The following is a 26,076-nucleotide window of genomic DNA, read 5'->3' on the forward strand; positions in this document are numbered from 1 at the left end:
CTACGCTGGCCGCATGGTCAACCTGACGCGCATCTACACGAGGACCGGCGACCGGGGCACCACCAGCCTCGGTGACATGAGCCGGGTGCCCAAGACGGACCTCAGGATCTCCGCCTACGCGGACGCCAACGAGGCCAACGCGGTGATCGGCACCGCCGTCGCGCTGGGCGGCCTGGACGAGGAGATCGCCGCGGTCCTCACCCGCGTCCAGAACGACCTGTTCGACGTCGGCGCGGACCTGTCGACACCGGTGGTGGAGAACCCCGAGTTCCCGCCGCTGAGGGTGGAGCAGTTCTACATCGACCGGCTGGAGGCGGACTGCGACCGCTTCAACGAGCGGCTGGAGAAGCTGCGCTCCTTCATCCTGCCGGGCGGCACACCGGGTGCCGCCCTGCTGCACCAGGCGTGCACGGTCGTGCGCCGGGCCGAGCGCTCCACCTGGGCGGCCCTGGAGGTGCACGGCGAGACGATGAACCCGCTCACCGCGACCTATCTGAACCGCCTCTCCGACCTGCTGTTCATCCTGGCCCGCAGCGCCAACCGGGAGACCGGCGACGTGCTGTGGGTGCCGGGCGGAGAGCGCTAGGGTCTTCCGTTCGGATCAGCCGGATCGAGCCCGGCATGATCCGGACGAGAGGCCCTAGTCGCCTGTCCGGCCGTCGATCTGTTCGCGCAGGATGTCGAGGTGGCCGTTGTGGCGGGCGGTCTCCTCGACGAGGTGGAGCAGGATCCAGCGCAGGTCCACCACGCTGCCGTCGTCCCGCTTCGTGCGCGCCCTGGTGTCCAGGTCGTGCGCGGCGACGAGTTCGTCGTGCCGGGCGGCCTCCTCTGCGTACTCGGCGAGCAGCCGGGACAGCGGGACGTCGACGGCGATCCGCATCTCGCGGTCGGGGTCCTCGTCGGTCCAGGGACCCTCGTCCGGCTCCCCCAGGAAGACGACCCGGAACCAGTAGTACTCGACCCAGCGCAGGTGGCTGATCAGTCCGCTCAAGGTCATCAGCGGTGAGCCGGGGAGGATCGCCTTCACGGCGTCCTCGTCGGAGAGTCCCTCGCACTTGGCGCGCGCGGTGTCGCGGACGTAGGTGAGGAAGGTGGTCAGCTGGGTGCGCTCGTCCCAGGCGGGAGGCGTGTCGGTGCGTGTCATCGCGGCGATGATGTCCCGGCGCCCGGCCCGCTGTCGACGGAGTTTCCGCCGGCCCCGCGCTCACGCTCCCGCCTGGGGAACAGCGTGTAGCTCACGGCGACGACCACGTTGACGCCGATCACCCACAGCATGCGCTGCTGCCAGGCCCGCAGCGAACCGGTGTCCCCGGAACCGCCGACGTACCAGACCGCGCCCTGGAGCAGGGCGAGGGCGACGGCCGAGGCCAGGATCCAGCGGGCCGCGACCTTCCACTCGTGGACGGCGCGGGCCGTGCCGTACCGGGGCGGCCCGACCGGCGGCGGGCCGCCGGCGAAGCGGTGGGCCACCCGCGCGTCCGCCCACTTGATGGTGGAGTGGCCGAGGCCGACCGTGAAGCCGATGTAGACCGCGGCGAGCCCGTGCCGCCAGTCCGGTACGGCGCCGTTGCGCAGGTCGATCGCGGTGACGGCGAAGAGCACGACCTCCAGGAGCGGCTCGCACAGCAGCAGTACCAGGCCGGTCCGCGGCATCCGGAGCACGTACCGGAAGGCCAGTCCGGCCGCCAGCAACACCCAGAACGCCACCTCGCAGGCGATGACCAGTCCGACGATCACGGTTCGCTCCCCTCGTCCACCCTTCCAGGCTCCCGGCCCGGGTCGCCGGTTTCGTCGTCGGCGCAGAGGAGGGCGCGGTAAGCGAAAGTCGCACTCCTGGACCCTCCCCGGAACCAGGCGGCCCGTCCCCGAGCCGTGTTGGATGGGGGGCATGTCCCTCGCACTCCCCCGCCCGCACCGCGACGACCTGCGCATCGCCGTGGGCGGGCTGCTCGGCGGGGTGCTGCTGTGGGGGCTCGGGATCCATCCCCGCCTGGCGTCCGACAGCCTGGTGCTGTGGCACGCGCCCTGGGCACCGCTGGTGCCGCTGGCGGTGACCGCCGCCTGCGAGCCGCTGCGCCGTGTCCGCCCGCGCGCCGGGCTGCTGGCCGGCACGGCCGCCCTGACCCTGGACACGGTGACCCTCGGCAGCATCGTCACGGTCGTGCTCTACACCGACCTGGTCTACGCGGCCGTCCTGTACGGCACCCCGGCCTCCGCCCGTCGCATCCCCTGGATCACCGGGATGCTGACGGCCGTCGGCGGGATCGTGCCGGCGGCCCTCTGGCGTGACCCGCAGGGGCTGCTGATCGGTGTGGGTGTCGGGGTGGTGGCACTGGCCCCCGCCGCCACCGGCGCCCTCGTGCGCAACCACCGCGACGCGGCCGAGGCCGCCCGGCTGCGCGCCGAACAGACCGCGCTGCTGGCCGAGGTGGACCGGACGCAGGCGGTCACCGCGGAACGCGCCCGGATGGCACGGGAGTTGCACGACATGGTCGCCAATCACCTGTCGGCGATCGCCATCCACTCGACGGCCGCGCTCTCCCTCGACGACCCGAAGACCTCCCAGGAGGCGCTGGCCGTCATCCGGGAGAACAGCGTGGAGGGGCTGGCCGAGATGCGCCGGCTGATCGGCATCCTGCGGGACGGCACCGGGGACCGGAATCCCGCCGCCTCCCCCACCCTGGACGGACTCGGCGCGCTGGTCGGCAGGGCCCGGTCGGGCGGCCTGGACGTCACGCTCCACGCCGGCCACGGCAAGGTGCCGGCGCCGGTGGAACTGGCCGCCTACCGGATCGTGCAGGAATCGCTGACCAACGCCCTGAAGCACGCGGCGAAGGGACGCGTCCACGTCTCGCTCCGGCAGCGGGACGGGAGGCTGGACATCTCGGTGACCAGTACCCACCGGCCCGGCGACGGCCCGCGCGCACCCGGCTCCGGTTCCGGTCTGACCGGGATGCGGGAGCGGGCCGCGCTGCTCGGCGGCACCTTCGAGGCCGGGCCGCGGGGCGCCGTGTGGGCCGTACGCGCCACGCTTCCGCTCACCGAGGGAGACCCCGCGTGATCCGTGTCCTGGTCGCAGAGGACCAGTCCGCCGTCCGTGCCGGGCTCGTCCTGATCCTGGGCAGCGCGCCGGACATCGAGGTGGCCGGCGAGGCGGAGGACGGCGAGCGGGCGGTCGAACTGGCCCGGAGCCTCGGTCCCGATCTGGTCCTGATGGATGTGCAGATGCCCCGGCTCGACGGGGTGTCCGCGACCCGGCGGATCGTCGCCGAGCGGCTCGCGGACGTGCTCGTGCTGACCACCTTCGACCTCGACGAGTACGTCTTCGGGGCGCTGCGGGCGGGCGCGGCCGGGTTCCTGCTGAAGAACGCCGAGGCGCGGGAACTGCTGGAGGCGGTGCGGACGGTGGCGCGCGGGGAGGGGATCGTGGCGCCGGCCGTGACCCGGCGGCTGATCGCGGCGTTCGCCGCGGCCCCGGCGCGGGGGACGGGGGCCGGCCGTGCCGTGCTGGAGGGTCTCACCCGGCGGGAGCGTGAGGTGCTGCGCTGTATCGGCGAGGGGCTGTCGAACGCGGAGATCGCGGCCCGGCTGGACATGGCGGAGGGCACGGTGAAGACGCACGTCAGCCGGTTGCTGGCCAAGCTGGAGCTGCGCAGCCGGGTGCAAGCGGCGGTTCTGGCGCGTGAGTTGGGGGTGTAGCGAGGCGCGCCCAGGAATGGTCCAGACCTATTGACGGGTGGTCCAGACCTTTCTACCCTCGCAGCACCGTGGGCATGAAGGCTCAGTCATGCCCCTGACACCCCCGATGACGAGGGAGGCGCAGCATGCGCTTCAGAACCAGAGCCGCGGCAGGGTTCGCGACCCTGTTGCTCCCCCTGGCCGGCCTGGTCGGACTCGCCAGCCCCGCCCAGGCGGCGACGAACGCGACGGCCAGCTTCACCAAGACGAGCGACTGGGGCACCGGCTTCGGTGGCCAGTGGACCATCAAGAACACCGGCACCAGCAGCATCAGTTCCTGGACCGTCGAGTGGGACTTCCCCTCCGGCACGTCCGTCACCTCCGCCTGGGACGCGGACGTCACGGGCTCCGGCACCCACTGGACCGCGAAGAACAAGTCCTACAACGGCACCCTCGCCCCGGGCGCCTCCGTCTCCTTCGGCTTCAACGGCGCGGGCTCCGGCTCCCCGTCCAACTGCAAGCTGAACGGCGACAGTTGCGACGGCACGACGGTACCCGGCGACGCGGCGCCCTCCGCCCCCGGCACCCCGACCGCCTCCTCGGTCACCGACACCTCGGTGAAGCTCGGCTGGAGCGCGGCGACCGACGACAAGGGCGTCAAGAACTACGACGTCCTGCGCGACGGCTCCAAGGTCGCCACGGTCACCACCACGTCGTACACCGACACGGGCCTGACCGCCGGCACCGACTACTCCTACACCGTGCAGGCCCGTGACACCGCCGACCAGACCGGCCCGGTCAGCGGCGCGGTCAAGGTGCACACCACCGGCGGCGGCACCACTCCCCCGCCCACCGGTGACAAGGTCAAGCTCGGCTACTTCACCGAGTGGGGCATCTACGGCCGCAACTACAACGTCAAGAACCTGGTGACGTCCGGCTCCGCAGCCAAGATCACGCACATCAACTACGCCTTCGGCAACGTCACCGGCGGCAAGTGCGCGATCGGCGACTCCTACGCCGACTACGACAAGGCCTTCACCGCCGACCAGTCGGTCAGCGGCGTCGCCGACACCTGGGACCAGCCGCTGCGCGGCAACTTCAACCAGCTGCGCCAACTGAAGGCCAAGTACCCCAACATCAAGGTGCTGTGGTCCTTCGGCGGCTGGACCTGGTCCGGCGGGTTCGCGGACGCGGCCAAGAACCCGGCCGCCTTCGCCCAGTCCTGCTACGACCTGGTCGAGGACCCGCGCTGGGCCGACGTCTTCGACGGCATCGACATCGACTGGGAGTACCCGAACGCCTGCGGTCTGACCTGTGACACCAGCGGGGCCGCCGCCTTCAAGAACGTGATGTCCGCGCTGCGCGCCAAGTTCGGCTCGAACAACCTGGTCACCGCGGCCACCACCGCCGACGGCTCGGCCGGCGGAAAGATCGAGGCCGCGGACTACGCGGGCGCCGCCCAGTACGTCGACTGGTACAACGTGATGACGTACGACTTCTTCGGCGCCTGGGACGCCAAGGGCCCGACCGCCCCGCACTCCCCGCTCACCTCGTACGACGGCATCCCGAAGGCGGGCTTCACCACCGCCGACGCGATGGCCAAGTTCAAGGCGATCGGCGTGCCCGCGAAGAAGCTGCTCATCGGCATCGGCTTCTACGGCCGCGGCTGGACCGGCGTCACCCAGGACGCCCCGGGCGGCACGGCCACCGGCCCGGCGACCGGCACCTACGAGCAGGGCATCGAGGACTACAAGGTCCTCAAGACGTCCTGCCCGGCCACCGGCACCGTCGCCGGCACCGCCTACGCGCACTGCGGCAGCAACTGGTGGTCGTACGACACCCCCGCCACCATCGCCTCCAAGATGGCGTGGGCCAAGAACCAGGGCCTCGGCGGCGCGTTCTTCTGGGAGTTCAGCGGTGACACCAGCAACGGTGAACTGGTGAACGCGATCAGCAGCAACCTGTAACGCCTGAGCGGCATCGACGCTCCCCCGGACCTCGTCCGGGGGACCCCCACCCAGAGGGTGAACGTGGCTACGCCACGTTCACCCTCTGTCCAGGTGGGGCCGCCTCAAGCCACGCGAGGAATCCGGTCAGCGCGTCCTCGCTCATGGCGAGTTCCAGCCGCGTGCCCCGGTGCACGCAGGCCAGCACCACCGCGTCGGACAGCAGCGCCAGTTCCTCCTCGCCCTCGGGCAGCCGGCGGCCGGCCACCTCGATCTGCCCGCGCTCCAGGACGCGGCGGGGGCGGGGGGCGTAGGAGAAGACCCGGTACCACTCGATCCGGTCGCCGTTGTAGCGGGCGACGCCGTAGGACCAGCCCTTGCCGCCCGTGTCCGGTTTCTCGGGCAGGTCCCAGCGCAGCGAACAGTCGAAGGTCCCGCCGGAACGCTGGATGAGCCTGCGGCGCAGCCCGAACAGGAACAGTCCCACCACCACGAGTGCGACCACGATCCCGCACACAGTCAGAGCGAGGACCATCGGCACCGACCTCCTCGTCTCCTAGGTAGAACTGCTTCTACGACTGAGTAATGAAACGGAAAAAACACCCACATCTGCCTCAGCCGCGACCGGCACCGGATTGCTCCGGGCCGGCCGCGGCTGAGTGACGTCAACGTACAGCGCGGCTGGATCAGCGCGCCGTCGCAGCGCGCAGTCGGACGTCCGCGCGGCGCTCGGCGACGGCGTCGCCCTCCGCCTTCGCACGCTCCAGTTCCCGCTCCGTGCGCTGGACATCGATCTCGTCCGACAGCTCGGCGATCTCGGCCAGCAGGGACAGCTTGTTGTCCGCGAACGAGATGAAACCGCCGTGCACCGCGGCGACGACCGTCCCGCCTTCACTCGTACGGATGGTCACCGGGCCCGACTCCAGCACACCGAGCAGCGGCTGGTGACCGGGCATGACGCCGATGTCGCCGGACGTGGTGCGCGCGACGACCAGGGTGGCCTCGCCGGACCAGACCTGGCGGTCGGCGGCGACCAGCTCGACGTGCAGCTCAGCAGCCAAGGGTGGCTCCTCGGGTCACCACCCGGCAGGGGCGCCGGGTGTTGGGGTCAATTCTAGTGGGCGTGCGTGAGGGGGCGGGACGCACCCCGCCCCCTCACGACTCAGGCACGTGCCTGACGTCAGGAGACGCCCAGCTCCTTCGCGTTCTTCTTGAGGTCCTCAAGACCACCGCACATGAAGAACGCCTGCTCGGGGAAGTGGTCGTACTCGCCGTCGCAGATCGCGTTGAACGCGGCGATCGACTCGTCGAGCGGCACGTCCGAGCCGTCCACGCCGGTGAACTGCTTGGCGACGTGGGTGTTCTGGGACAGGAAGCGCTCCACACGACGGGCACGGTGGACGACGAGCTTGTCCTCCTCGCCGAGCTCGTCGATACCGAGGATCGCGATGATGTCCTGGAGGTCCTTGTACTTCTGCAGGATCGTCTTCACGCGCATGGCCGCGTTGTAGTGGTCCTGCGTGATGTAGCGCGGGTCCAGGATCCGGGACGTGGAGTCCAGCGGGTCCACGGCCGGGTAGATGCCCTTCTCGGAGATCGGACGGGACAGAACCGTCGTCGCGTCGAGGTGGGCGAAGGTGGTGGCCGGGGCCGGGTCGGTCAGGTCGTCGGCGGGGACGTAGATCGCCTGCATCGAGGTGATCGAGTGACCGCGGGTCGAGGTGATGCGCTCCTGGAGGAGACCCATCTCGTCGGCCAGGTTCGGCTGGTAACCCACCGCGGACGGCATACGGCCGAGCAGCGTGGAGACCTCGGAACCGGCCTGCGTGAAGCGGAAGATGTTGTCGATGAAGAACAGCACGTCCTGCTTCTGGACGTCACGGAAGTACTCGGCCATGGTGAGGCCGGCCAGCGCGACGCGCAGACGGGTGCCCGGGGGCTCGTCCATCTGGCCGAAGACCAGCGCGGTCTTGTCGATGACGCCCGAGTCGGACATCTCCTCGATCAGGTCGTTGCCCTCACGGGTGCGCTCACCGACACCGGCGAACACGGAGACACCGTCGTGGTTGTTGGCGACACGGTAGATCATCTCCTGGATGAGCACCGTCTTGCCGACGCCGGCGCCGCCGAACAGACCGATCTTGCCGCCCTTGACGTACGGGGTCAGCAGGTCGATGACCTTGACGCCGGTCTCGAACATCTCGGTCTTCGACTCGAGCTCGTCGAAGTTCGGGGCCTTGCGGTGGATGGACCAGCGCTCGCCCTCGTACTGCTCGTCGACGTTGAGCACCTCACCGAGGGTGTTGAACACCTTGCCCTTGGTGAAGTCGCCGACCGGGACGGTGATGCCGTCGCCGGTGTCGACGACCGGGGCCTGGCGGACCAGACCGTCGGTCGGCTGCATGGAGATGGTGCGGACCAGGCCGTCACCCAGGTGCTGGGCGACCTCCAGGGTCAGCGTCTTCTTCTCGCCCGCGTTGGCCGGGTCGGCGACCTCGACGTGGAGGGCGTTGTAGATGTCCGGCATCGCGTCGACGGGGAACTCCACGTCGACGACCGGGCCGATGACCCGGGCGACGCGGCCCGTAGCCGTCGCGGTCTCAACAGTGGTGGTCATTTATCGGTCACTCCCCGCGGTCGCGTCGGCCAGGGCGCTCGCGCCACCGACGATCTCGCTGATTTCCTGGGTGATTTCGGCCTGGCGGGCCGCGTTGGCAAGACGGGAGAGCGTGTTGATCAGCTCGCCCGCGTTGTCGGTGGCCGACTTCATCGCGCGCCGCGTGGCGGCGTGCTTCGAAGCGGCCGACTGGAGCAGCGCGTTGTAGATGCGGCTCTCCACGTAGCGCGGCAGCAGGGCGTCGAGGACGTCCTCCGCCGAGGGCTCGAAGTCGTACAGCGGGAGGATCTCGCCCTTGGGGTGAGCCTCCTCCGCGACCTCTTCGAGGCGCAGCGGCAGCAGCCGGGCGTCGAGCGCCGTCTGCGTCATCATCGAGACGAACTCGGTGAAGACGATGTGGAGTTCGTCCACGCCACCCTCGGCCGTCTCCTTCTCGATGGCCTCGATCAGCGGCGCCGCCACCTTCTTGGCGTCCGCGTACGTCGGCTCGTCGGTGAAGCCGCTCCACGACTCCGCGATCTTGCGCTCACGGAAGTTGTAGTGCGCCACACCGCGCCGGCCGACGATGTACGTGTCGACCTGCTTGCCCTCGCGCTCCAGGCGCTCGGTCAGCTGCTCCGCCGCCTTGATGGCGTTGGAGTTGAAGGCGCCGGCCAGACCGCGGTCGCTCGTGAGGAGCAGGACCGCGGCACGGCTCGGGTTCTCCGCCTCCGTGGTGAGCGGGTGCCTGGTGTTCGAACCCGTACCGACCGCCGTGACGGCGCGCGTGAGCTCCTGCGCGTACGGCGTGGAGGCCGCCACCTTGCGCTGCGCCTTGACGACGCGCGAGGCGGCGATCATCTCCATCGCCTTGGTGATCTTCTTGGTCGCGCTGACGGATCGGATGCGACGCTTGTAGACCCGGAGCTGGGCTCCCATGAGTCAGGTCCCTTCCTTACGTCACTTGGCGGCAGCGGCAGGAACGTCCTCGCCGAGCAGCTTGCCGTCGCTCGTCTCGAACTGCTTCTTGAACTCCGCCACGGCGTCGTCGATCGCCTGGATCGTGTCGTCCGACATCTTGGCGCCCTCGCGGATGGAGGTGAGCAGGCCCTGGTGCTTCCGGTGCAGGAAGTCCAGCAGCTCCTTCTCGAAGCGGCGGATGTCGGCGACCGGCACGTCGTCCATGCGGCCGTTGGTGCCGGCCCAGACGGAGACGACCTGGTCCTCGGTGGCCATCGGCTGGTACTGGTCCTGCTTCAGCAGCTCGACCATGCGCTGACCGCGCTCCAGCTGGGCCTTCGAGGCCGCGTCCAGGTCGGAACCGAAGGCGGCGAACGCCTCCAGCTCACGGAACTGGGCGAGGTCCACACGGAGGCGGCCGGAGACCTGGCGCATCGCCTTGTGCTGCGCGGAACCACCGACTCGGGAGACGGAGATACCGACGTTCAGCGCGGGACGCTGACCGGCGTTGAACAGGTCCGACTCCAGGAAGCACTGGCCGTCGGTGATGGAGATGACGTTGGTCGGGATGAACGCCGAGACGTCGTTGGCCTTGGTCTCGACGATCGGCAGACCGGTCATCGAACCGGCACCCATGTCGTCGGAGAGCTTGGCGCAGCGCTCCAGCAGACGGGAGTGCAGGTAGAAGACGTCACCCGGGTAGGCCTCACGGCCCGGCGGGCGGCGCAGCAGCAGCGACACGGCGCGGTAGGCGTCGGCCTGCTTCGACAGGTCGTCGAAGATGATCAGGACGTGCTTGCCCTGGTACATCCAGTGCTGGCCGATGGCCGAACCGGTGTACGGCGCCAGGTACTTGAAGCCGGCCGGGTCGGACGCCGGGGCGGCGACGATGGTCGTGTACTCCAGCGCGCCGTTCTCCTCCAGCGCGCGGCGCACGCCGGCGATGGTGGAGCCCTTCTGGCCGATGGCGACGTAGATGCAGCGGACCTGCTTCTTCGGGTCGCCCGAGCGCCAGTTGTCGCGCTGGTTGATGATCGTGTCGACGGCCAGGGCGGTCTTGCCGGTCTGGCGGTCGCCGATGATCAGCTGACGCTGACCACGGCCGATCGGGGTCATCGCGTCGACGGCCTTGTAGCCCGTCTCCATCGGCTCGTGCACCGACTTGCGCTGCATGACCGTGGGGGCCTGCAGCTCGAGGGCGCGGCGGCCGTCGGTGTCGATCTCGCCGAGGCCGTCGATCGGGTTGCCGAGCGGGTCGACGACACGGCCGAGGTAGCCCTCGCCGACCGCCACGGAGAGGACCTCGCCGGTGCGCGTGACCGGCTGACCCTCCTCGATGCCGCTGAACTCACCGAGGACGATGGCACCGATCTCGCGCTCTTCCAGGTTCAGCGCGAGGCCGAGGGTGCCGTCCTCGAACTTCAGCAGTTCGTTGGCCATGGCCGAGGGCAGGCCCTCGACCTTCGCGATGCCGTCGCCGGCAAGGGTGACCGTACCGACCTCCTCGCGCGAGGCCGCGTCCGGCTTGTACGACTGGACGAAGTTCTCCAGCGCGTCCCGGATCTCCTCCGGCCGGATCGTGAGCTCCGCCATCTGGGTTCCCTGCTCTCCTTGTTGGGCCCGAAGTTTCACTTTGGGGGTCTGGGGGCGACCCCCAGGAATCCTCTGCACGGCCCAACCAGGGCCGTAAGTACGTACTGCTGTTCTCGGAATATCGAGTTGCTGCTAGCTCGCCATGCGGCGGGCGGCCTCGTCCAGCCGGTCCGCGATGGAGCCGTTGATGACCTCGTCACCGACCTGCACCCGGATCCCGCCGACGACCTCGGGGTCGACGTCGAGGTTGAGGTGCATCCGGCGCCCGTAGAGCTTGGTCAGAGCGGCGCCGAGGCGCTCACGCTGCCCGTCGCTCAGCGGCACCGCGGAGGTGACGACGGCGACCATGCGGTTCCGGCGCTCGGCGGCCAGCTTGGACAGGGACTCCAGTCCCGTCTCCAGGCTACGTCCACGCGGCGCGGTCGCGAGGCGCGTCACCAGCCGCTCGGTGGCCGGCTTGGCCCGCCCGCCCAGCAGCCGGTGCAGCAGCTCGGTCTTGGCCGAGGTGCCGGCGGCACGGTCGGTGAGCGCGGCGCGCAGCTCGGTGCTGGAGGAGACGATCCGGCCGAACCGGAACAGCTCGTCCTCGACGTCGTCGAGGGTGCCCGTCTTCTCCGCGGCCGTGAGGTCGGCGATGTTCGCCAGCTCCTCCAGCGCGTCCACCAGGTCGCGCGGCTGCGACCAGCGGGACCGGGCCAGTCCGGACACCAGGTCGGCGGCGGTGCCGCTGACCTGGCCGCCGATCAGGCGCTGGACCAGCTGCGCCTTCGCCTCCCCGGGCTGCGCCGGGTCGGTGAGGACCCGGCGCAGGCCGGCCTCGCGGTCGAGCAGCGCAGTGACGGCCGCCAGCTCGTCCGCGAGCTTCGCGGCGTCGACGGACGTGGAGTCCGTCAGCGCGTCGAGACGCTCACGTGCGGCTGCCAGGGCCTCGCGGCTCGCTCCGTTCATCGCGTGGCCTCGGCCTTCTCCTCAAGCTCGTCGAGGAAGCGGTCGATCACACGGCTCTGGCGGGCGTGGTCCTCGAGGGACTCGCCGACGAGCTTGCCGGCCAGTTCGGTGGCGAGCTTGCCGACGTCCTGACGCAGCGCGGACGCGGCGGCCTTGCGGTCGGCGTCGATCTGGGCGTGGCCGGCGGCGACGATCTCCTCGCGCTGCCGCTGGCCCTCGGCCCGCATCTCGGCGATGAGCGCGGCACCCTGCTCCTGCGCCTCCTGGCGCAGGCGCGCGGCCTCGTGCCGGGCCTCGGCGAGCTGGGCCTTGTACTGCTCAAGGACGCTCTGGGCCTCGACCTTCATGGCGTCGGCCTCTTCGATGCCGCCTTCGATCGCCGCGCGACGCTCCTCCAGAACCTTGTTGATGTTCGGAAGCAGCTTCTTCCAGAAGAAGAAGAACACGATGGCGAAGGCGATGGTGCCGACGAGCAGCTCAGGACCAGCCGGGACGAGCGGGTTCTGCTCCGTCTCCTCGGCCGCCAGCTGTGCCAGGTTGGCGATCACATCAGTGCCTTTCGTCGATTCGTGTCAGGTAAGGGGTGATTACTTACCGAACACGAACGGCATAACGATGCCGATGAGGGCGAGCGCCTCACAGAAGGCGAAGCCCAGGATCTGGTTGGCGCGGATCAGACCCGCGGCCTCGGGCTGGCGGGCCAGGGCCTGGGTGCCGTTACCGAAGATGATGCCGACGCCGATGCCGGGGCCGATGGCCGCGAGGCCGTAGCCGATGGAACCGAGGGAACCGGAGACGCCGGCGGCGAGGTCGATGGCAGCGGACATGCCGTTTCTTCCTTCTCTTTTACGGACCGGTGGGGGTTGGCCACCGGACGACTGGGGTTGGGGCGGGTGGTTCGGCTCAGTGGTGCTCGGCGAGAGCGCCCTGAATGTAGGAGCAGGCCAGCAGTACGAAGACGTACGCCTGGACGGCCTGCACGAAGAGCTCGAAGCAGATCATGGCCATGGTCATCACGAAGGAGACACCGGCGGCCGGGATCAGCCAGCTGTTCAGCAGGTACCAGGAGGCGACGGTGAACATCACCAGCATCAGGTGACCGGCGAACATGTTGGCGAAGAGTCGCACCGCGTGCGTGAACGGGCGGACGATCAGGTTCGAGAGGAACTCGATGACCATGACCAGCGGAAGGACCGGGCCCAGGGACTTGTCATAGCCCGTGACGTTCTTGAAGAAGCCGACGAAGCCGTGGCGCTTGAAGGTCAGGCCGACCCAGAGGATCCACACGAGCGCGGCCAGGACGACCGGGAAGGCGAAGACCGACGAGACCGGGAACTGGGCCAGCGGGATCACGGACCAGATGTTCATGATCCAGATGAAGAAGAAGAGGGAGACCATGAACGGCACCCACTTCTCGCCCTCGCGCTTGCCGAGGGTCTCGTACACGATGCCGCGGCGGACGAAGTCGTAGCCGGCCTCGCCGATCATCTGGAGCTTGCCCGGGACGACCTTGGCCTTGCCGAAGGCGGCCGAGAAGAACAGGACGACCAGCAGCGTGGTGACGAGCGCGAGCAGCATCACCTTGTTGAACTCGACGCCCCCCACCGTGGCGAGCGGCTTGAAGAGGAAGGAGTGCAGGCCCGGAGCCGGGAAGCCACACCCGTTGTCGGACATGATCCGACAACTCCAGTCGAAGGCGAGCTGGGTCTGGTCAGCACTCACCGCGGGCTCCTTCGGCGTGACGCATGGGTTCGGCAACCTCGTTGTGTCGGCGCGGCGCACGGCCGCGGATCGGCACCGGACTGGTGTTAAGGATGTGGGGGCGGCTGGGGGGCATCGAGCCTCGCGATCGAGCAGGCGTCAGCTCGGATGCCCGCGCCCGCGATGCCGCAGTTGGCACCGGACGATAGCAGGAGATCTCACAAGCCTTTATCCCGCCCCTACCCCTCACGGCTTCGGCCCTGTCTTCTCGGGCTTCTCACTCTTCGCGGAGTCCGGGTCGATGTAGAAGATCTTGGCCTTCATGTGTGCGCGTGCCTGCGCGGCCATCCACACGACGGTCGCGACGACGAGCGACACGGCGAACGTCTTCGCGTTGAAGAGGGAGGTGTCCTTGAAGACGGCGACGAAGATCAGGAGGAGCAGCAGCTGGGCGACGTAGAGCAGCAGCCCCATCGCCTGGAAGAGCTGCGGGAGCGTTTTTGCCGTCCACTGCAGCACGTAGAGGCCGAGTCCCATGAACAGGATGGCCAGCACCGTGCCGACGACCGCGCCGAGCGCGCCCTTGCCCCCCGCGACCGCGGCGCTCACGGCGACGGCGATCACGCCGGCAGCCGCTGTGGGCACAGCGATCTGCGCAAGGTTCCGGACGTCATTGGACGGCATGGCGGCAACTCCGCTTTTCACAGGGGGCAGGGTGTCGTCATGGACGAGCGTAGTCCCGGGCTGAGTGATCGAGACCTCACACCAATGGACCGTCGCACTCGGGTCCTTCGGTTCTATCCGGGGTTCTCGTGAACCGTATCACAAACTATTTGATGAGGTCTTTACCTGGTGGGTGTGCTGGCTGTCACACATGAGAGTGACAGCGCGCGTCTGTGCAAAAACCACGCCCACTTGTCTGGTATTAGGGGACTTTGCTCCCCCACGAGATGGCAATGCTCTAGTCAGATTCTTACCTTGCGCGTCAACGGCGATCGAGGAATCGTGACCTGCCGCCGAGCGCGGTCGCCCCGTTGACACCCGAGACACCGGCCGTGACCGGGGTCCGCTCCTCGCCGCCCGAAGCCTCCGCCTGCGCGGCGCCGGCGGCCTGGGCCGCCGCGCCGGTCTCCGGAGAGCGGCGCCGCCTGCGGTACCGCGGCGGCACGAACCGCTGGGCCCACACCGGCACGCGCGGGGTGAAGCGCGGGAGCAGCAGCAGGACCAGACCGACCGCGCTCAGGAACACCACGCCCAGCACGATCCACATCGACGCCGAGTTCACCGAATACGCCAACGCCCCGAAGCCGATCAGCGCCGACCAGAAGTACATGATCAGCACGGCGCGGCTGTGCGAGTGGCCGATCTCCAGCAGCCGGTGGTGCAGATGGCCGCGGTCGGCGGCGAACGGCGACTGGCCGCGCCAGGTACGGCGCACGATCGCCAGCACCAGGTCGGCGGCCGGTACGGCGATGATCGTCAGCGGCAGCAGCAGCGGGATGTACACCGGGACCGTCTGGTGGACCGCCGCCTTCTCCGAGCCCGCGTACAGGTTCAGCGCGTCCGGGTCCACCTGGCCGGTGATCGAGATCGCGCCGGCCGACAGCACCAGGCCGATGAGCATCGACCCCGAGTCGCCCATGAAGATCCGCGCGGGGTGCATGTTGTGCGGCAGGAAGCCCAGGCACATGCCCATCAGGATGGCCGCGAACAGCGTGCCGGGCGCGGCGGCCTCGATGCCGTACGAGTACCAGATCCGGTAGGCGTACAGGAAGAACGCGCCCGCCGCGATGCACACCATGCCGGCCGCGAGGCCGTCCAGGCCGTCCACGAAGTTCACCGCGTTGATCGTGATGACCACCAGCGCGACCGTCAGCAGCGTGCCCTGCCACTGGGTCAGCGCCACGTTGCCGACGCCCGGGACGGGCAGCCACAGGATCGTCAGACCCTGCATGACCATCACACCCGCGGCGATCATCTGACCGCCCAGCTTGATCAGCGCGTCGATCTCGAACTTGTCGTCCAGGACACCGATCAGCCAGATCAGGGCCGCACCGGAGAGCAGCGCCCGCGGCTCGTTGGACTTCGCGAAGACCTCGTTGAGGTTGGTCAGGTGGTCGGCGACCAGCAGCCCCGCGCACAGCCCGAAGAACATCGCGATACCGCCGAGACGCGGAGTGGGTTCCCGGTGCACGTCCCGGGCACGGATCTCCGGCATCGCCCCGGCCACGATCGCGAACTTCCGTACCGGTCCGGTCAGGAGGTACGTCACCGCAGCCGTGATGCAGAGCGTCAGCAGGTATTCACGCACGGGCTTCCCCACAGGTCTCGCTGGCCATCACAGCCCCACACCCTAGCGACGGACGCATATGGATGAGGACTTCCGGGTAGCGACGATGGTTGCACGAGTGGCTGTGCACCCCCGCCGGCCACCCCGGTTCAGCGGGGATACGGCGGAAACCGGCCGGTGAGCGCGCGGGCCTCCTCCCGCGCCGCGACCGGCTCCGTCTCGCCGCGCAGCACGGCCGCCAGCAGCGCCGCGATCCGCACCATCTCCGGCTCGCCCATGCCCTGGGTGGTCACCGCGGCCGTGCCCAGGCGCAGCCCGCGGCCGTCGCCGTGCGGCAGCGCGCAGCAGTCCAGCACCAGGCCCGCCGCCAGCAGCCGGCCGCGCGCGGTACGGCCGTCCACCCCGAGCGGGGCGGTGTCGGCGGTGATGAGGTGGGTGTCCGTGCCGCCGGTGGTGACGGCCAGGCCCTCCGCGGCCAGATGACCGGCCAGCACGCGCGCGTTGGCGACCACCTGGTGGGCGTACACGGCGAACTCCGGGGTCGCCGCCTCGCCGAACGCGACGGCCTTGGCGGCGATGGTGTGCATCTGGGCGCCGCTCTGGGTGAAGGGGAAGACGGCCCGGTCCACGCGCTCGGCCAGCTCGGCGCCGCACAGGATCATCCCTCCGCGCGGGCCGCGCAGCACCTTGTGGGTGGTCGCGCACACGATGTCCGCGTACGGCACCGGGTTCGGCGCCGCTCCCCCGGCGACCAGGCCGATCGGATGCGCCGCGTCGGCGATCAGATACGCCCCGACCTCGTCGGCGACCTCGCGGAAGAAGGCGTAGTCCAGGTGCCGGGGGTAGGCGATGGAGCCGCACACGATCGCCTTGGGCCGGTGGTTGCGGGCGAGGTGGCGCACCTGGTCGTGGTCGATCAGCCCGGTCTCGGCGTCGACGCCGTAGCCGACGAAGTCGAACCAGCGGCCCGAGAAGTTCGCGGGCGAGCCGTGGGTGAGGTGGCCGCCGTAGGGCAGGCCGAGGGCGAGGACGGTGTCGCCGGGGCGCAGCAGGGCCGCGTAGGCGGCCAGGACGGCCGAGGAGCCGGAGTGGGACTGGACGTTGGCGTGCTCGGCGCCGAACAGGGCCTTGGCCCGGTCGATGGCCGCGCGTTCGGCGACGTCGACGAGCTCGCAGCCGCCGTGGTGCCGGGCGCCGGGATAGCCCTCGGCGTACTTGTTGGCGAGCGCGGAGCCGAGGGCGGCGAGCACGGCCGGCGAGCAGAAGTTCTCGGCCGCGATCAGCTGGAGCGTGGTCGACTGCCTCTCCAGCTCGGCCAGGAGGATCTCGGCCATGGCCGGGTCCTGCCGGCGCAGGGCGTCGGTCTCGAGGGAATGGGTGACCGACATGGCGGGCTCCCGGGGGGCGGTCGGCGGTGACGTATCCCCAATGTAGGCCGCGCAGGTGCGGGACGCCCGGTGTCGCGGCCGGGCGTCCTACGTCCGCGCCGGTACTCCGGTCAGCGCCGTCACCACCGGGTCCAGGGCGTCCCGTATCTCGTCGCCGATCGAACGGAAGAAGGTGAGCGGGGCGCCGTAGGGGTCGTACACCTCGTCGGCCTCGGCGGTCGGGGCCAGCAGCCAGCCGCGCAGTGCCGCCGCCGCGCGCACCAGCGCCCGGGCCCGCATGACCACGCCGTCCTCCAGGGGCGGCAGGGTGGCCGGATCTATCGCCCGGACCAGGCGGGTGAACTCCTTCAGGGTGAAGGTGCGCAGGCCCGCCGAATGGCCCATGGAGATGACCTGGGCCCGGTGGTCGCGGGTGGCGGTCAGCACCAGGTCCGCCCTGATCACGTGCTCGTCCAGCAGCTCCCGGCCGACGAAGCCGGAGGCGTCCGCCCCGAACTCGGCCAGCACGGTCTCCGCGTGCGACTCCATGGGCGCGCCCTCGTGGCCCCAGGTGCCGGCGCTCTCCACGATCAGCCCGCCACCGAGTACGCCGAGCCGCTCCGCGACGAAGTGGCGGGTCAGCCGCTCGGTGATGGGCGAGCGGCACACGTTGCCGGTGCTGACGTGGAGGATGCGGAAGGTGTCGCGGGGGAACCCGAACGTGGTCGTCTCCTCCGCGCTGTAGCCCCCGCCGCCTATGCCACGCCCCGCTTCAGGGGCCGTCAATTCGCCACCTCAAGGTCGGGTACGACCTTGCGCAGCTCCTCCGCGGAGAGCGCGCCCGCCCGCAGCAGCACCGGCACCTCGCGGGAGACGTCCACGATGGACGACGGCACGTTGCCCGGGGTGGGGCCGCCGTCGAGGTAGACGGAGACGGAGTCGCCGAGCATCTCCTGCGCGGCGTCGCAGTTCTCCGGCGCGGGGTGGCCGGTGAGGTTCGCCGAGGAGACGGCCATCGGCCCCACCTCGGTGAGCAGTTCGATGGCGACCGGGTGCAGCGGCATGCGGACGGCGACCGTGCCGCGGGTGTCGCCGAGGTCCCACTGGAGGGACGGCTGGTGCTTGGCGACCAGCGTCAGGGCGCCCGGCCAGAACGCGTCGACCAGTTCCCAGGCCAGCTCGGAGAAGTCCGTGACGAGGCCGTGGAGGGTGTTCGGGGAGCCGATGAGGACGGGGGTGGGCATGTTGCGGCCCCGGCCCTTGGCGGCGAGCAGGTCGGCGACGGCCTCCGAGGAGAACGCGTCGGCGCCGATGCCGTACACCGTGTCGGTCGGCAGGACCACCAGCTCGCCCCGGCGGACGGCGGACGCGGCCTCGCGCAGACCCGTCACACGGTCGGTCGCGTCGTTGGTGTCGTATCGCCGTGCCATGTCTAGCTGGCCTCCTCGTACACGTACTGCGGGGTTGAGAACTGGGGGGTGCTCACGGCAGCGCCTTGCGGGCGGTGGCGAACCGCGGGCGGTTGTTGAGGTCGGGGTGATCGGCCGCGTCGGCCCAGCCCCGCTCCTCGGTGAAGATCCACGGCACCTGGCCGCCCTGGGTGTCGGCGTGCTCGATCACGACGACGCCGCCCGGGCGCAGCAGCCGGTGCGCGGTGCGTTCGATGCCCCGGATGAGGTCCAGGCCGTCCTCGCCGGAGAACAGCGCCATCTCCGGGTCGTAGTCGCGGGCCTCCGGGGCGACGTACTCCCACTCGGTGAGCGGGATGTACGGCGGGTTGGAGATGACCAGGTCGACCTGGCCGTCGAGGTCGGGGAAGGCGGTCAGCGCGTCGCCCTGGCGCAGGTCGACGCGGGAGCCGGCCACGTTCTTGCGGGTCCACACCAGGGCGTCCTCGGACAGCTCCACGGCGTGCACGCGTGAACGCGGGACCTCCTGGGCGAGGGCGAGCGCGATGGCGCCGGAGCCGGTGCACAGGTCGACGATGCAGGGCTCGACCACGTCCATGGCACGCACGGCGTCTATGGCCCAGCCGACCACCGACTCGGTCTCCGGCCGGGGCACGAACACCCCCGGCCCGACCTGGAGCTCCAGGTACCGGAAGTAGGCCCGCCCGGTGATGTGCTGGAGCGGCTCGCGCTGCTCGCGCCGGGCGATGACCTCCCAGTACCGGGCGTCGAAGTCGGCGTCCTTCACGGAGTGCAGTTCGCCGCGCTTCACGCCGTGCACGAACGCGGCCAGCTCCTCCGCGTCGGTGCGCGGCGAGGGCACGCCGGCGTCGGCCAGCCGCTGGGTGGCCTGGGCCACCTCCGCGAGCAGCAGGTTCACGCGAGTCCTCCGTGTCGTACTCGTGCTCGTGCGTGCGTACGGCTCTCAGGCGGCGGCGAGCTTCGCCGCCGAGTCGGCGTCGACACAGGCCTGGATGACGGCGTCGAGGTCGCCGTCCAGGACCTGGTCCAGGTTGTACGCCTTGAAGCCGACGCGGTGGTCCGAGATGCGGTTCTCCGGGAAGTTGTAGGTGCGGATCTTCTCGGAGCGGTCGACGGTGCGGACCTGGCTGCGGCGGGCGTCGGCGGCCTCCCTCTCCGCCTCCTCCTGCGCCATGGCGAGCAGCCTGGAGCGCAGGATACGCATCGCCTGCTCCTTGTTCTGCAACTGGCTCTTCTCGTTCTGGCAGGAGGCGACGACTCCGGTCGGGATGTGCGTGATGCGCACGGCGGAGTCGGTGGTGTTGACGGACTGGCCGCCCGGCCCGGAGGACCGGTAGACGTCGATGCGCAGGTCGTTGGGGTTGATCTCCACGTCCACCTCCTCGGCCTCGGGGGTCACGAGGACACCGGCGGCGGAGGTGTGGATACGGCCCTGGGACTCGGTGGCCGGGACCCGCTGCACGCGGTGCACCCCGCCCTCGTACTTCATCCGGGCCCACACGCCCTGGCCGGGCTCGATCTGCCCGCGGGCCTTCACCGCGACCTGGACGTCCTTGTAGCCGCCCAGCTCGGACTCGGTGGCGTCGATGATCTCCGTCTTCCAGCCGACGCGCTCGGCGTAGCGCAGGTACATGCGCAGCAGGTCGCCCGCGAACAGCGCCGACTCGTCGCCGCCGGCGCCCGCCTTGATCTCCAGGATGACGTCCTTGTCGTCACTGGGGTCGCGCGGGACGAGCAGCAGGCGCAGCTTCTCGGTCAGCTCCTCGCGCTGCTTCTCCAGATCCTTGACCTCGGCGGCGAAGTCGGGGTCGTCGGCGGCCAGCTCGCGCGCGGTCTCGATGTCGTCGCCGTTCTGCTTCCAGGAGCGGTACGTGGCGACGATCGGGGTCAGCTCGGCGTAGCGCTTGTTCAGCTTGCGCGCGTTCGCCTGGTCGGCGTGGACCGACGGATCGGCGAGCTTCTTCTCCAGGTCGGCGTGCTCGGCGACGAGTTCCTCGACGGCCTCGAACATCTTGGGCTCCTGTACTGCGGTGAAGGGAAGGGCGGGCGACCAAAAACGCCGGTCCCGGGCACACCCCCGTGAGGGCGTGACCGTGGACCGGCGAAATGGGGCTCGCTACTTCTTGGAGCCGGCGGCAGCCTTGCCGAAGCGGGCCTCGAAGCGGGCCACACGGCCACCGGTGTCGAGGATCTTCTGCTTGCCCGTGTAGAACGGGTGGCACTCGGAGCAGACCTCGGCCCGGATGGTGCCGGACTCGATGGTGCTGCGGGTGGTGAACGACGCGCCGCAGGTGCAGCTGACCTGCGTCTCGACGTACGCGGGGTGGATGTCGCGCTTCAAGGTGTCTCCTAGGTTCCGGGAGGGCGCCGGGTCGCTGCCGCGGGATGCGGAGGCGTGAACCGGAGCCGACGTACCAGTCTGCCAGGACTGGGGCCATCCCCCAAAACCGGGGGTGCGGGTGTTCTATTCCGGCTCGCGGTTTTCGGTTCCCTGGCCGGCGCTCACGACGCCGTCGGCCTCGCCCGTGGCCGTGCCCCGCGTGGCCGACTCCGGGATCGGCCTGTCGTTCTTCAGGGCGTTCCACACCAGGTGGGCCTTGGTCTTGGCGACGAGGACGCGGTTGGGGTCGGCCGGGTCGTACCGGACCGGCAGCGTCACCATCTTCATGTGGGACGAGCCGATGCCCTTCAGGCCGCCGGCGAAGTCGATCAGGGAGTTGACCGAGCCGAGGTCGGAGTCCGTGGTGACGGCCTTGGTGGCGGTGTCGGCGAGGTCGTAGAGCTTCTTCGGGTTCGTGAGGACGCCGACGTGCTTGACCTGGTCGATCAGGGCCTTGACGAACGCCTGCTGGAGCTGGATGCGGCCCAGGTCGGAGCCGTCGCCCACGCCGTGCCGGGTGCGGACCAGGCCGAGCGCCTGCTCGCCGTTCAGGGTGTGGGTGCCGGCCCGGAGCCTCAGGTGGCTCTGCCGGTCGTCGATGTCCTTGGTGGTGGTGACCCGGACCCCGCCGAGGTCGTCGATGAGCTTCTGGAAGCCCTGGAAGTCGACCTCCAGGTAGTGGTCCATGCGGATGCCGGTGAGGGACTCGACGGTCTTGACCGCGCAGGCCGCGCCGCCGGTGGAGTACGCCTCGTTGAACATCACGCCGGACGCGGCGGGGTGGGCGGTGCCCTTGGTGTCGGTGCACCGGGGGCGGTCCACCAGGGTGTCCCGGGGGATGGAGACCACACTGGCGCGCTGGTGGCCCCGGTACACGTGGACGATCATCGCCGTGTCGGAGCGGGCGCTGCCGTCGTCGGTGCCGCCGCCGAGCTTCCTGTTCGTGCCGGAACGGGTGTCCGAGCCCAGGACCAGGATGTTCTCGGAGCCGTTGTCGGCCTTCGAGGGCCGGTCGGTGCCGAGGGCCTGGTTGATGTCGACGCTGTGCAGGTTGCCGTTGAGCTTGAAGTACAGGTAGCCCGCGCCGGACCCGCCCAGCACCACCACACCGGCCGCCGTCCAGGCGGCCGCGTGCAGGGCCTTGCGCCCCGTGCTGGGCGCCTTGCGGCGGCGGCCCTTGCCCGGGCGGCGCGAGGCCGTGCCCGGCTCGGGTATGGCGGGCTGAGGCGTACTCTCGGCGGCCACGTCGCTCCTAGGTCTCGTCGTTCGGTTACCCCCTGCGGTCAGGGTCAGGCGCGGTCGTCACCGCTCCATCGTCGCTCCGCCTGGTCAGACGGGGAAACCCGGAACAGGGTTGCACGACGCGCAGTGCCCACCGGGTACGGCGACGGGCACGCTGCGTGATCACCCGCTGCGGGGGCACGGCGCTCACCTGCGGATTCGGCGCCCGTGACCGCACGCCCCGGAGCCGGCGCCCACCGTGCCCCCTGTGGCAGAGATCTCGCATGCGGCCCTCATGCCGAAAGCCCGCCCCCGTCGCTGTGGACGGGGGCGGGCTTCCTCAAGGACGAGCCGTCGGCGGGACCGTCAGTCGCCGTTGCCGGGCGCCGGAGTCGTCTTCTGGATCTGCATCAGGAACTCGACGTTCGACTTCGTCTGCTTCATCTTGTCGAGGAGCAGCTCGATCGCCTGCTGCTGGTCCAGCGCGTGCAGGACGCGGCGGAGCTTCCAGACGACGGCCAGCTCCTCGTTGCCGAGCAGGATCTCCTCCTTGCGGGTGCCGGACGCGTCCACGTCCACCGCCGGGAAGATGCGCTTGTCGGCGAGCTTCCGGTCGAGCTTGAGCTCCATGTTGCCGGTGCCCTTGAACTCCTCGAAGATCACCTCGTCCATGCGGGACCCGGTGTCCACGAGGGCCGTGGCCAGGATGGTCAGCGAGCCGCCGTCCTCGATGTTGCGCGCCGCGCCGAAGAACCGCTTCGGCGGGTACAGCGCGGTCGAGTCGACACCACCGGACAGGATGCGGCCGGAGGCGGGCGCGGCCAGGTTGTAGGCGCGGCCCAGACGCGTGATCGAGTCGAGCAGCACGACCACGTCGTGGCCCAGCTCGACCAGGCGCTTGGCCCGCTCGATGGCCAGCTCGGCGACGGTCGTGTGGTCCTCGGCCGGACGGTCGAAGGTCGAGGAGATGACCTCGCCCTTGACCGACCGCTGCATGTCGGTGACCTCTTCCGGACGCTCGTCGACGAGGACGACCATCAGGTGGCACTCGGGGTTGTTGTGCGTGATCGCGTTGGCGATCGCCTGCATGATCATGGTCTTACCGGTCTTCGGCGGGGCCACGATCAGACCGCGCTGGCCCTTGCCGATCGGCGAGACCAGGTCGATGATGCGGGTGGTGAGCACGCCCGGGTCGGTCTCCAGACGGAGCCGGTCCTGCGGGTAGAGCGGGGTCAGCTTGTTGAACTCCGGGCGGCCACGGCCGTGTTCGGGCGCCATGCCGTTGACGGAGTCCAGGCGGACCAGCGCGTTGAACTTCTCGCGGCGCTCGCCCTCCTTCGGCTGGCGGACGGCACCGGTGACGTGGTCACCCTTGCGCAGGCCGTTCTTGCGGACCTGGGCGAGGGAGACGTACACGTCGTTCGGGCCGGGCAGGTAGCCGGAGGTCCGGATGAAGGCGTAGTTGTCGAGGATGTCCAGGATGCCCGCGACCGGGATCAGGACGTCGTCCTCGGTGACCTGCGGCTCGGCGATCTCGTCGCGGCCACGGCGGCCCCGGCGGTCGCGGTAGCGGCCGCGCCGGCCGCGCCGGCCGCCCTCGAAGTCGTCGTCGTCCTGCGGACCGGTGTTGCGGTCCTGACGGCCGCCGCCCTGCTGCTGGCCCTGCTGCTGCCGGTCCTGGCGGTCCTGGCGGTCCTGCCGGTCCTGGCGGCCGCCGCCCTGGCCCTGCTGGTCGTCGCCCTTGTTGCGGCGGTCACGGTCCCGGCCGCGCTCGCGGCGGTCCCGGCGGCCACGGCCCTCGCCGTCGGCGTCGCCCCTGGCCTCGCCCTGCTGCGACTGCTGCTGCGCGGGCGCCTCGGTCCTGGACTCGCCCTTGGCCTCGGCGGCGACGGTCTCGGCGCCGCCCGCGGCCGGGCTGCCCGCCTCGGCGGTGGCGCGGCGGCGACGGCGCTCGGCCGGGGCGTCGTCGGACGCCGGCTGGCCGGGGATCTCGATCTGCTGCTGGGCCACGGCCTTCTCGGCGGGGGCCTCGGTCCGGGCCTCCGCCTTCTTCTCGGCCTCCTCGCCGGTGCGGGCCTTGGAGGTGGCCCGGCGCTTCGGCTTGGTCTCGGTGGCGGTGTCGGCCTTGGCGGCGGCGGGGGCACCCCCGGCGGCCTGCGCCTCCTTGATGACCTCGATCAGCTGGCTCTTGCGCATCCGCGCGGTGCCCCTGATCCCGAGGCCCGAGGCGACCTGCTGCAACTCGGCCAGCACCATGCCCTCGAGGCCGGTACCGCGGCGCCGCCGGGAGCCGGCACCGGTGGCAGGCGCGGAGGCGTCCGTGGCGGGCGCGGCAGCGGTCTCCTCGACACGTGCGCCCATCAGATCGGTGGTGTCGCTCACGAAGGGTCCTTCCCTGGAGCGGACGTCGGCCTGTCTGGCTCGGCGACCGGTTGTGCTGTCCGGCTACGGTCCTGTCTTCTGTGAACCGTGCCGGGGCGGTGGTCCGCCAAAGCGGCGGAAGAAATGTGCGGTGATGGCGCTTCCGCGAGTCGTGGCACCCAGTGTCACGTGGCGTGGTAGCACCGATTCCGAGGCGTGCCCGGCGGCCCGCTCAGTGCTCGCGTACGACGTACTGCCCAGGCACGACGCAAGGAACACGGAGTGGCGCGGGAGGCTCCCGGAAGAATGTCTGTCCCGGACGGGGACACGAGGCACCTCGCCATGGTGGGGTCGGGTGCAGACTTGAGGTTAACACTACCGGATCCAACAAACATTCCCCCTCTCCAAATCCGGCAACCGTGTGTCAGGTCGCAAGCGGCAGCACGCTCGCTCCCTGGACGTCCAGGTCCAGCCGGTTGGCGGCCCATCCCTCACCAGCGAGGTGGGACACCTTGTCCGCGCTGTCGCCGTCGGCGAGCGCCAGGACGGTGGGCCCGGCGCCCGAGATCACGGCCGGGACGCCGTCGGCCCGCAGCCGCTCCACCAGCGCGGCGCTCTCCGGCATGGCCGGGGCGCGGTACTCCTGGTGCAGACGGTCCTCGGTGGCGGGCAGCAGCAGCTCGGGGCGCCTGGTCAGGGCCTCGACGAGCAGGGCGGCGCGGCCCGCGTTGGCGGCGGCGTCGACGTGCGGCACGGAGCGCGGGAGCAGACCGCGCGCGGTCTCGGTCAGGACCGGCTTACCGGGCACGAAAACCACCGGAACGATGGAATCGTGCGGCTCCATCCTGATGGCCCGGGCGGCGCCGGCCTCCATCCAGGACAGGGTGAAGCCGCCGAGCAGACAGGCGGCCACGTTGTCCGGGTGGCCCTCGATCTCGGTGGCCAGCTCCAGCAGCGCGGTGTCGTCCAGGCGGGCCTCGCCGCCTATCGTCACCGCGCGGGCGGCGACGATGCCGGCGCAGATGGCGGCCGAGGAGGAGCCGAGGCCCCGGCCGTGCGGGATGCGGTTGGCGCAGACGATCTCCAGGCCCCGGGGCTGCCCGCCCAGCAGGTCGAAGGCGGTGCGCAGGGAACGGACGAGGAGATGGCTCTCGTCCCGCGGCAGGGTCTCGCTGCCCTCGCCCGCGATGTCGATGTGCAGCCCGGAGTCGGCCACCCGGACGACCACGTCGTCGTACAGCCCCAGCGCGAGGCCCAGGGCGTCGAAGCCCGGACCGAGGTTGGCGCTGGTGGCGGGAACGCGCACCCGGACGGCGGCGGCGCGGAACGCTGGACCGGCCATCGCTCGTTGACTCTCCTTGAGCTGCGTGACTGTCGAAGACATTCGATACGTACGGGAGACCCTCGGGCCGCACGGCGGGCGCGGCGTCGCCCGTGTGCGGGGGGCATGTGCCACGGGCGGGGTTCAGTACAGCCTATCGAAGGAAGGTTCTGTGGCGACATAGGGCGCACAGGAGGCGCACGATGCGTGTCGCAAGCCCCTTGTGCCCCCTGTCAGGGGGAAGTCCCGGGCGCGGAGCGCTCGGGGCCGGCGCCGGGCCTGCC

At 70.3% G+C, this 26,076-nt stretch carries 26 protein-coding genes; 4 read left to right on the top strand and 22 right to left on the bottom strand.

Annotated elements, in window-relative coordinates; translation table 11 throughout:
* Positions 1–13: 13 nt before the first annotated feature.
* Positions 14–586, top strand: a complete 573-nt coding sequence (locus AB0946_RS04740; RefSeq protein ID WP_366759192.1) for a cob(I)yrinic acid a,c-diamide adenosyltransferase — start codon at positions 14–16, stop codon at positions 584–586.
* Between the two features lie 54 nt (positions 587–640).
* Here AB0946_RS04740 and AB0946_RS04745 read toward each other — a convergent pair whose 3' ends face one another.
* Complete coding sequence (locus tag AB0946_RS04745; RefSeq protein WP_366759193.1) at positions 641–1,144, bottom strand: DinB family protein; 504 nt, start codon at positions 1,142–1,144, stop codon at positions 641–643.
* Positions 1,141–1,737: a hypothetical protein gene (locus AB0946_RS04750; protein ID WP_366759194.1), complete on the bottom strand. Its 597-nt coding sequence runs from the start codon at positions 1,735–1,737 to the stop codon at positions 1,141–1,143. The genes AB0946_RS04745 and AB0946_RS04750 overlap by 4 nt, the downstream gene beginning before the upstream one ends.
* Before the next feature lie 151 nt (positions 1,738–1,888).
* On the opposite strand from AB0946_RS04750, the gene AB0946_RS04755 reads away from it, so the two are divergent.
* From AB0946_RS04755 to AB0946_RS04765, 3 genes are all read left to right on the top strand, one after another.
* Entirely contained in the window at positions 1,889–3,061 is a 1,173-nt protein-coding gene (locus AB0946_RS04755) for a histidine kinase (RefSeq protein ID WP_366759195.1), read from the top strand.
* Complete coding sequence (locus AB0946_RS04760; protein ID WP_366759196.1) at positions 3,058–3,699, top strand: response regulator transcription factor; 642 nt, start codon at positions 3,058–3,060, stop codon at positions 3,697–3,699. The genes AB0946_RS04755 and AB0946_RS04760 overlap by 4 nt, the downstream gene beginning before the upstream one ends.
* A 125-nt stretch (positions 3,700–3,824) precedes the next feature.
* Entirely contained in the window at positions 3,825–5,645 is a 1,821-nt protein-coding gene (locus AB0946_RS04765) for a glycoside hydrolase family 18 chitinase (protein ID WP_366759197.1), read from the top strand.
* Between the two features lie 67 nt (positions 5,646–5,712).
* On the opposite strand, the gene AB0946_RS04770 is transcribed toward AB0946_RS04765, so the two are convergent.
* From AB0946_RS04770 to thrB, 20 genes are all read right to left on the bottom strand, one after another.
* Positions 5,713–6,159: a DUF2550 domain-containing protein gene (locus AB0946_RS04770; RefSeq protein WP_366759198.1), complete on the bottom strand. Its 447-nt coding sequence runs from the start codon at positions 6,157–6,159 to the stop codon at positions 5,713–5,715.
* 151 nt (positions 6,160–6,310) lie between these two features.
* On the bottom strand, positions 6,311–6,685 hold the full coding sequence (locus AB0946_RS04775) for a F0F1 ATP synthase subunit epsilon (protein ID WP_014675015.1): 375 nt from the start codon (positions 6,683–6,685) through the stop codon (positions 6,311–6,313).
* Between the two features lie 119 nt (positions 6,686–6,804).
* Positions 6,805–8,241 (bottom strand): F0F1 ATP synthase subunit beta, encoded by a 1,437-nt coding sequence (gene atpD, locus AB0946_RS04780; protein WP_030656116.1) that lies wholly within the window; start codon positions 8,239–8,241, stop codon positions 6,805–6,807.
* The gene (locus tag AB0946_RS04785) at positions 8,242–9,159 is read right to left on the bottom strand and encodes a F0F1 ATP synthase subunit gamma (RefSeq protein WP_366759199.1); all 918 of its coding nucleotides are present in this window, start codon (positions 9,157–9,159) and stop codon (positions 8,242–8,244) included. It lies immediately after the preceding gene.
* A gap of 21 nt (positions 9,160–9,180) precedes the next feature.
* Entirely contained in the window at positions 9,181–10,773 is a 1,593-nt protein-coding gene (gene atpA / locus AB0946_RS04790; RefSeq protein ID WP_171152792.1) for a F0F1 ATP synthase subunit alpha, read from the bottom strand.
* Positions 10,774–10,905: 132 nt separating this feature from the next.
* The gene (locus AB0946_RS04795) at positions 10,906–11,721 is read right to left on the bottom strand and encodes a F0F1 ATP synthase subunit delta (RefSeq protein WP_366759200.1); all 816 of its coding nucleotides are present in this window, start codon (positions 11,719–11,721) and stop codon (positions 10,906–10,908) included.
* A complete protein-coding gene (locus AB0946_RS04800; protein WP_171152796.1) occupies positions 11,718–12,269 on the bottom strand; it encodes a F0F1 ATP synthase subunit B in 552 nt (183 codons plus the stop codon). Before AB0946_RS04800 ends, AB0946_RS04795 begins: the two co-directional genes overlap by 4 nt.
* Before the next feature lie 39 nt (positions 12,270–12,308).
* Complete coding sequence (atpE, locus tag AB0946_RS04805) at positions 12,309–12,548, bottom strand: ATP synthase F0 subunit C (RefSeq protein ID WP_030656107.1); 240 nt, start codon at positions 12,546–12,548, stop codon at positions 12,309–12,311.
* 76 nt (positions 12,549–12,624) lie between these two features.
* Complete coding sequence (gene atpB / locus AB0946_RS04810; RefSeq protein WP_366759804.1) at positions 12,625–13,395, bottom strand: F0F1 ATP synthase subunit A; 771 nt, start codon at positions 13,393–13,395, stop codon at positions 12,625–12,627.
* Positions 13,396–13,668: 273 nt separating this feature from the next.
* The gene (locus AB0946_RS04815) at positions 13,669–14,106 is read right to left on the bottom strand and encodes a hypothetical protein (protein WP_030656103.1); all 438 of its coding nucleotides are present in this window, start codon (positions 14,104–14,106) and stop codon (positions 13,669–13,671) included.
* 301 nt (positions 14,107–14,407) lie between these two features.
* Positions 14,408–15,733 (bottom strand): MraY family glycosyltransferase, encoded by a 1,326-nt coding sequence (locus AB0946_RS04820; RefSeq protein ID WP_366759201.1) that lies wholly within the window; start codon positions 15,731–15,733, stop codon positions 14,408–14,410.
* Between the two features lie 128 nt (positions 15,734–15,861).
* Positions 15,862–17,100 carry a serine hydroxymethyltransferase gene (gene glyA / locus AB0946_RS04825; RefSeq protein WP_366759202.1) on the bottom strand — a complete coding sequence of 413 codons (1,239 nt, stop codon included), beginning with the start codon at positions 17,098–17,100 and terminating at the stop codon, positions 15,862–15,864.
* Positions 17,101–17,187: 87 nt separating this feature from the next.
* Entirely contained in the window at positions 17,188–17,865 is a 678-nt protein-coding gene (locus AB0946_RS04830) for a protein-tyrosine-phosphatase (RefSeq protein WP_366751878.1), read from the bottom strand.
* Positions 17,862–18,509 (bottom strand): L-threonylcarbamoyladenylate synthase, encoded by a 648-nt coding sequence (locus tag AB0946_RS04835; protein WP_132788657.1) that lies wholly within the window; start codon positions 18,507–18,509, stop codon positions 17,862–17,864. Before AB0946_RS04835 ends, AB0946_RS04830 begins: the two co-directional genes overlap by 4 nt.
* 52 nt (positions 18,510–18,561) lie before the next feature.
* Positions 18,562–19,407 carry a peptide chain release factor N(5)-glutamine methyltransferase gene (gene prmC / locus AB0946_RS04840; protein WP_030992246.1) on the bottom strand — a complete coding sequence of 282 codons (846 nt, stop codon included), beginning with the start codon at positions 19,405–19,407 and terminating at the stop codon, positions 18,562–18,564.
* A 45-nt stretch (positions 19,408–19,452) separates the two neighbouring features.
* Positions 19,453–20,520 carry a peptide chain release factor 1 gene (gene prfA, locus AB0946_RS04845; protein ID WP_366759203.1) on the bottom strand — a complete coding sequence of 356 codons (1,068 nt, stop codon included), beginning with the start codon at positions 20,518–20,520 and terminating at the stop codon, positions 19,453–19,455.
* Between the two features lie 105 nt (positions 20,521–20,625).
* Positions 20,626–20,850, bottom strand: coding sequence for a 50S ribosomal protein L31 (gene rpmE, locus AB0946_RS04850; protein ID WP_014675000.1), 225 nt, complete (start codon positions 20,848–20,850; stop codon positions 20,626–20,628).
* Positions 20,851–20,973: 123 nt separating this feature from the next.
* Positions 20,974–22,134 (bottom strand): LCP family protein, encoded by a 1,161-nt coding sequence (locus AB0946_RS04855; RefSeq protein ID WP_366759204.1) that lies wholly within the window; start codon positions 22,132–22,134, stop codon positions 20,974–20,976.
* Between the two features lie 342 nt (positions 22,135–22,476).
* Positions 22,477–24,492, bottom strand: a complete 2,016-nt coding sequence (rho, locus tag AB0946_RS04860; RefSeq protein ID WP_366759205.1) for a transcription termination factor Rho — start codon at positions 24,490–24,492, stop codon at positions 22,477–22,479.
* A gap of 403 nt (positions 24,493–24,895) precedes the next feature.
* Positions 24,896–25,813: a homoserine kinase gene (gene thrB / locus AB0946_RS04865; RefSeq protein WP_366759206.1), complete on the bottom strand. Its 918-nt coding sequence runs from the start codon at positions 25,811–25,813 to the stop codon at positions 24,896–24,898.
* Positions 25,814–26,076 lie beyond the last annotated feature (263 nt).

The organism is Streptomyces sp. NPDC046870 (assembly GCF_040704595.1).
Taxonomy (GTDB): Bacteria; Actinomycetota; Actinomycetes; order Streptomycetales; family Streptomycetaceae; genus Streptomyces; species Streptomyces argyrophylli.

Coding starts and splice junctions, on each gene's coding strand:
- AB0946_RS04740 (WP_366759192.1), top strand. CDS start 14: ATGGTCAACCTGACGCGCATCTACACGAGGACCGGCGACCGGGGCACC.
- AB0946_RS04745 (WP_366759193.1), bottom strand. CDS start 1,144: ATGACACGCACCGACACGCCTCCCGCCTGGGACGAGCGCACCCAGCTG.
- AB0946_RS04755 (WP_366759195.1), top strand. CDS start 1,889: ATGTCCCTCGCACTCCCCCGCCCGCACCGCGACGACCTGCGCATCGCC.
- AB0946_RS04765 (WP_366759197.1), top strand. CDS start 3,825: ATGCGCTTCAGAACCAGAGCCGCGGCAGGGTTCGCGACCCTGTTGCTC.
- AB0946_RS04770 (WP_366759198.1), bottom strand. CDS start 6,159: ATGGTCCTCGCTCTGACTGTGTGCGGGATCGTGGTCGCACTCGTGGTG.
- atpD (WP_030656116.1), bottom strand. CDS start 8,241: ATGACCACCACTGTTGAGACCGCGACGGCTACGGGCCGCGTCGCCCGG.
- AB0946_RS04785 (WP_366759199.1), bottom strand. CDS start 9,159: ATGGGAGCCCAGCTCCGGGTCTACAAGCGTCGCATCCGATCCGTCAGC.
- atpA (WP_171152792.1), bottom strand. CDS start 10,773: ATGGCGGAGCTCACGATCCGGCCGGAGGAGATCCGGGACGCGCTGGAG.
- AB0946_RS04795 (WP_366759200.1), bottom strand. CDS start 11,721: ATGAACGGAGCGAGCCGCGAGGCCCTGGCAGCCGCACGTGAGCGTCTC.
- atpE (WP_030656107.1), bottom strand. CDS start 12,548: ATGTCCGCTGCCATCGACCTCGCCGCCGGCGTCTCCGGTTCCCTCGGT.
- atpB (WP_366759804.1), bottom strand. CDS start 13,395: ATGTCCGACAACGGGTGTGGCTTCCCGGCTCCGGGCCTGCACTCCTTC.
- AB0946_RS04815 (WP_030656103.1), bottom strand. CDS start 14,106: ATGCCGTCCAATGACGTCCGGAACCTTGCGCAGATCGCTGTGCCCACA.
- glyA (WP_366759202.1), bottom strand. CDS start 17,100: ATGTCGGTCACCCATTCCCTCGAGACCGACGCCCTGCGCCGGCAGGAC.
- AB0946_RS04835 (WP_132788657.1), bottom strand. CDS start 18,509: ATGGCACGGCGATACGACACCAACGACGCGACCGACCGTGTGACGGGT.
- prfA (WP_366759203.1), bottom strand. CDS start 20,520: ATGTTCGAGGCCGTCGAGGAACTCGTCGCCGAGCACGCCGACCTGGAG.
- thrB (WP_366759206.1), bottom strand. CDS start 25,813: ATGGCCGGTCCAGCGTTCCGCGCCGCCGCCGTCCGGGTGCGCGTTCCC.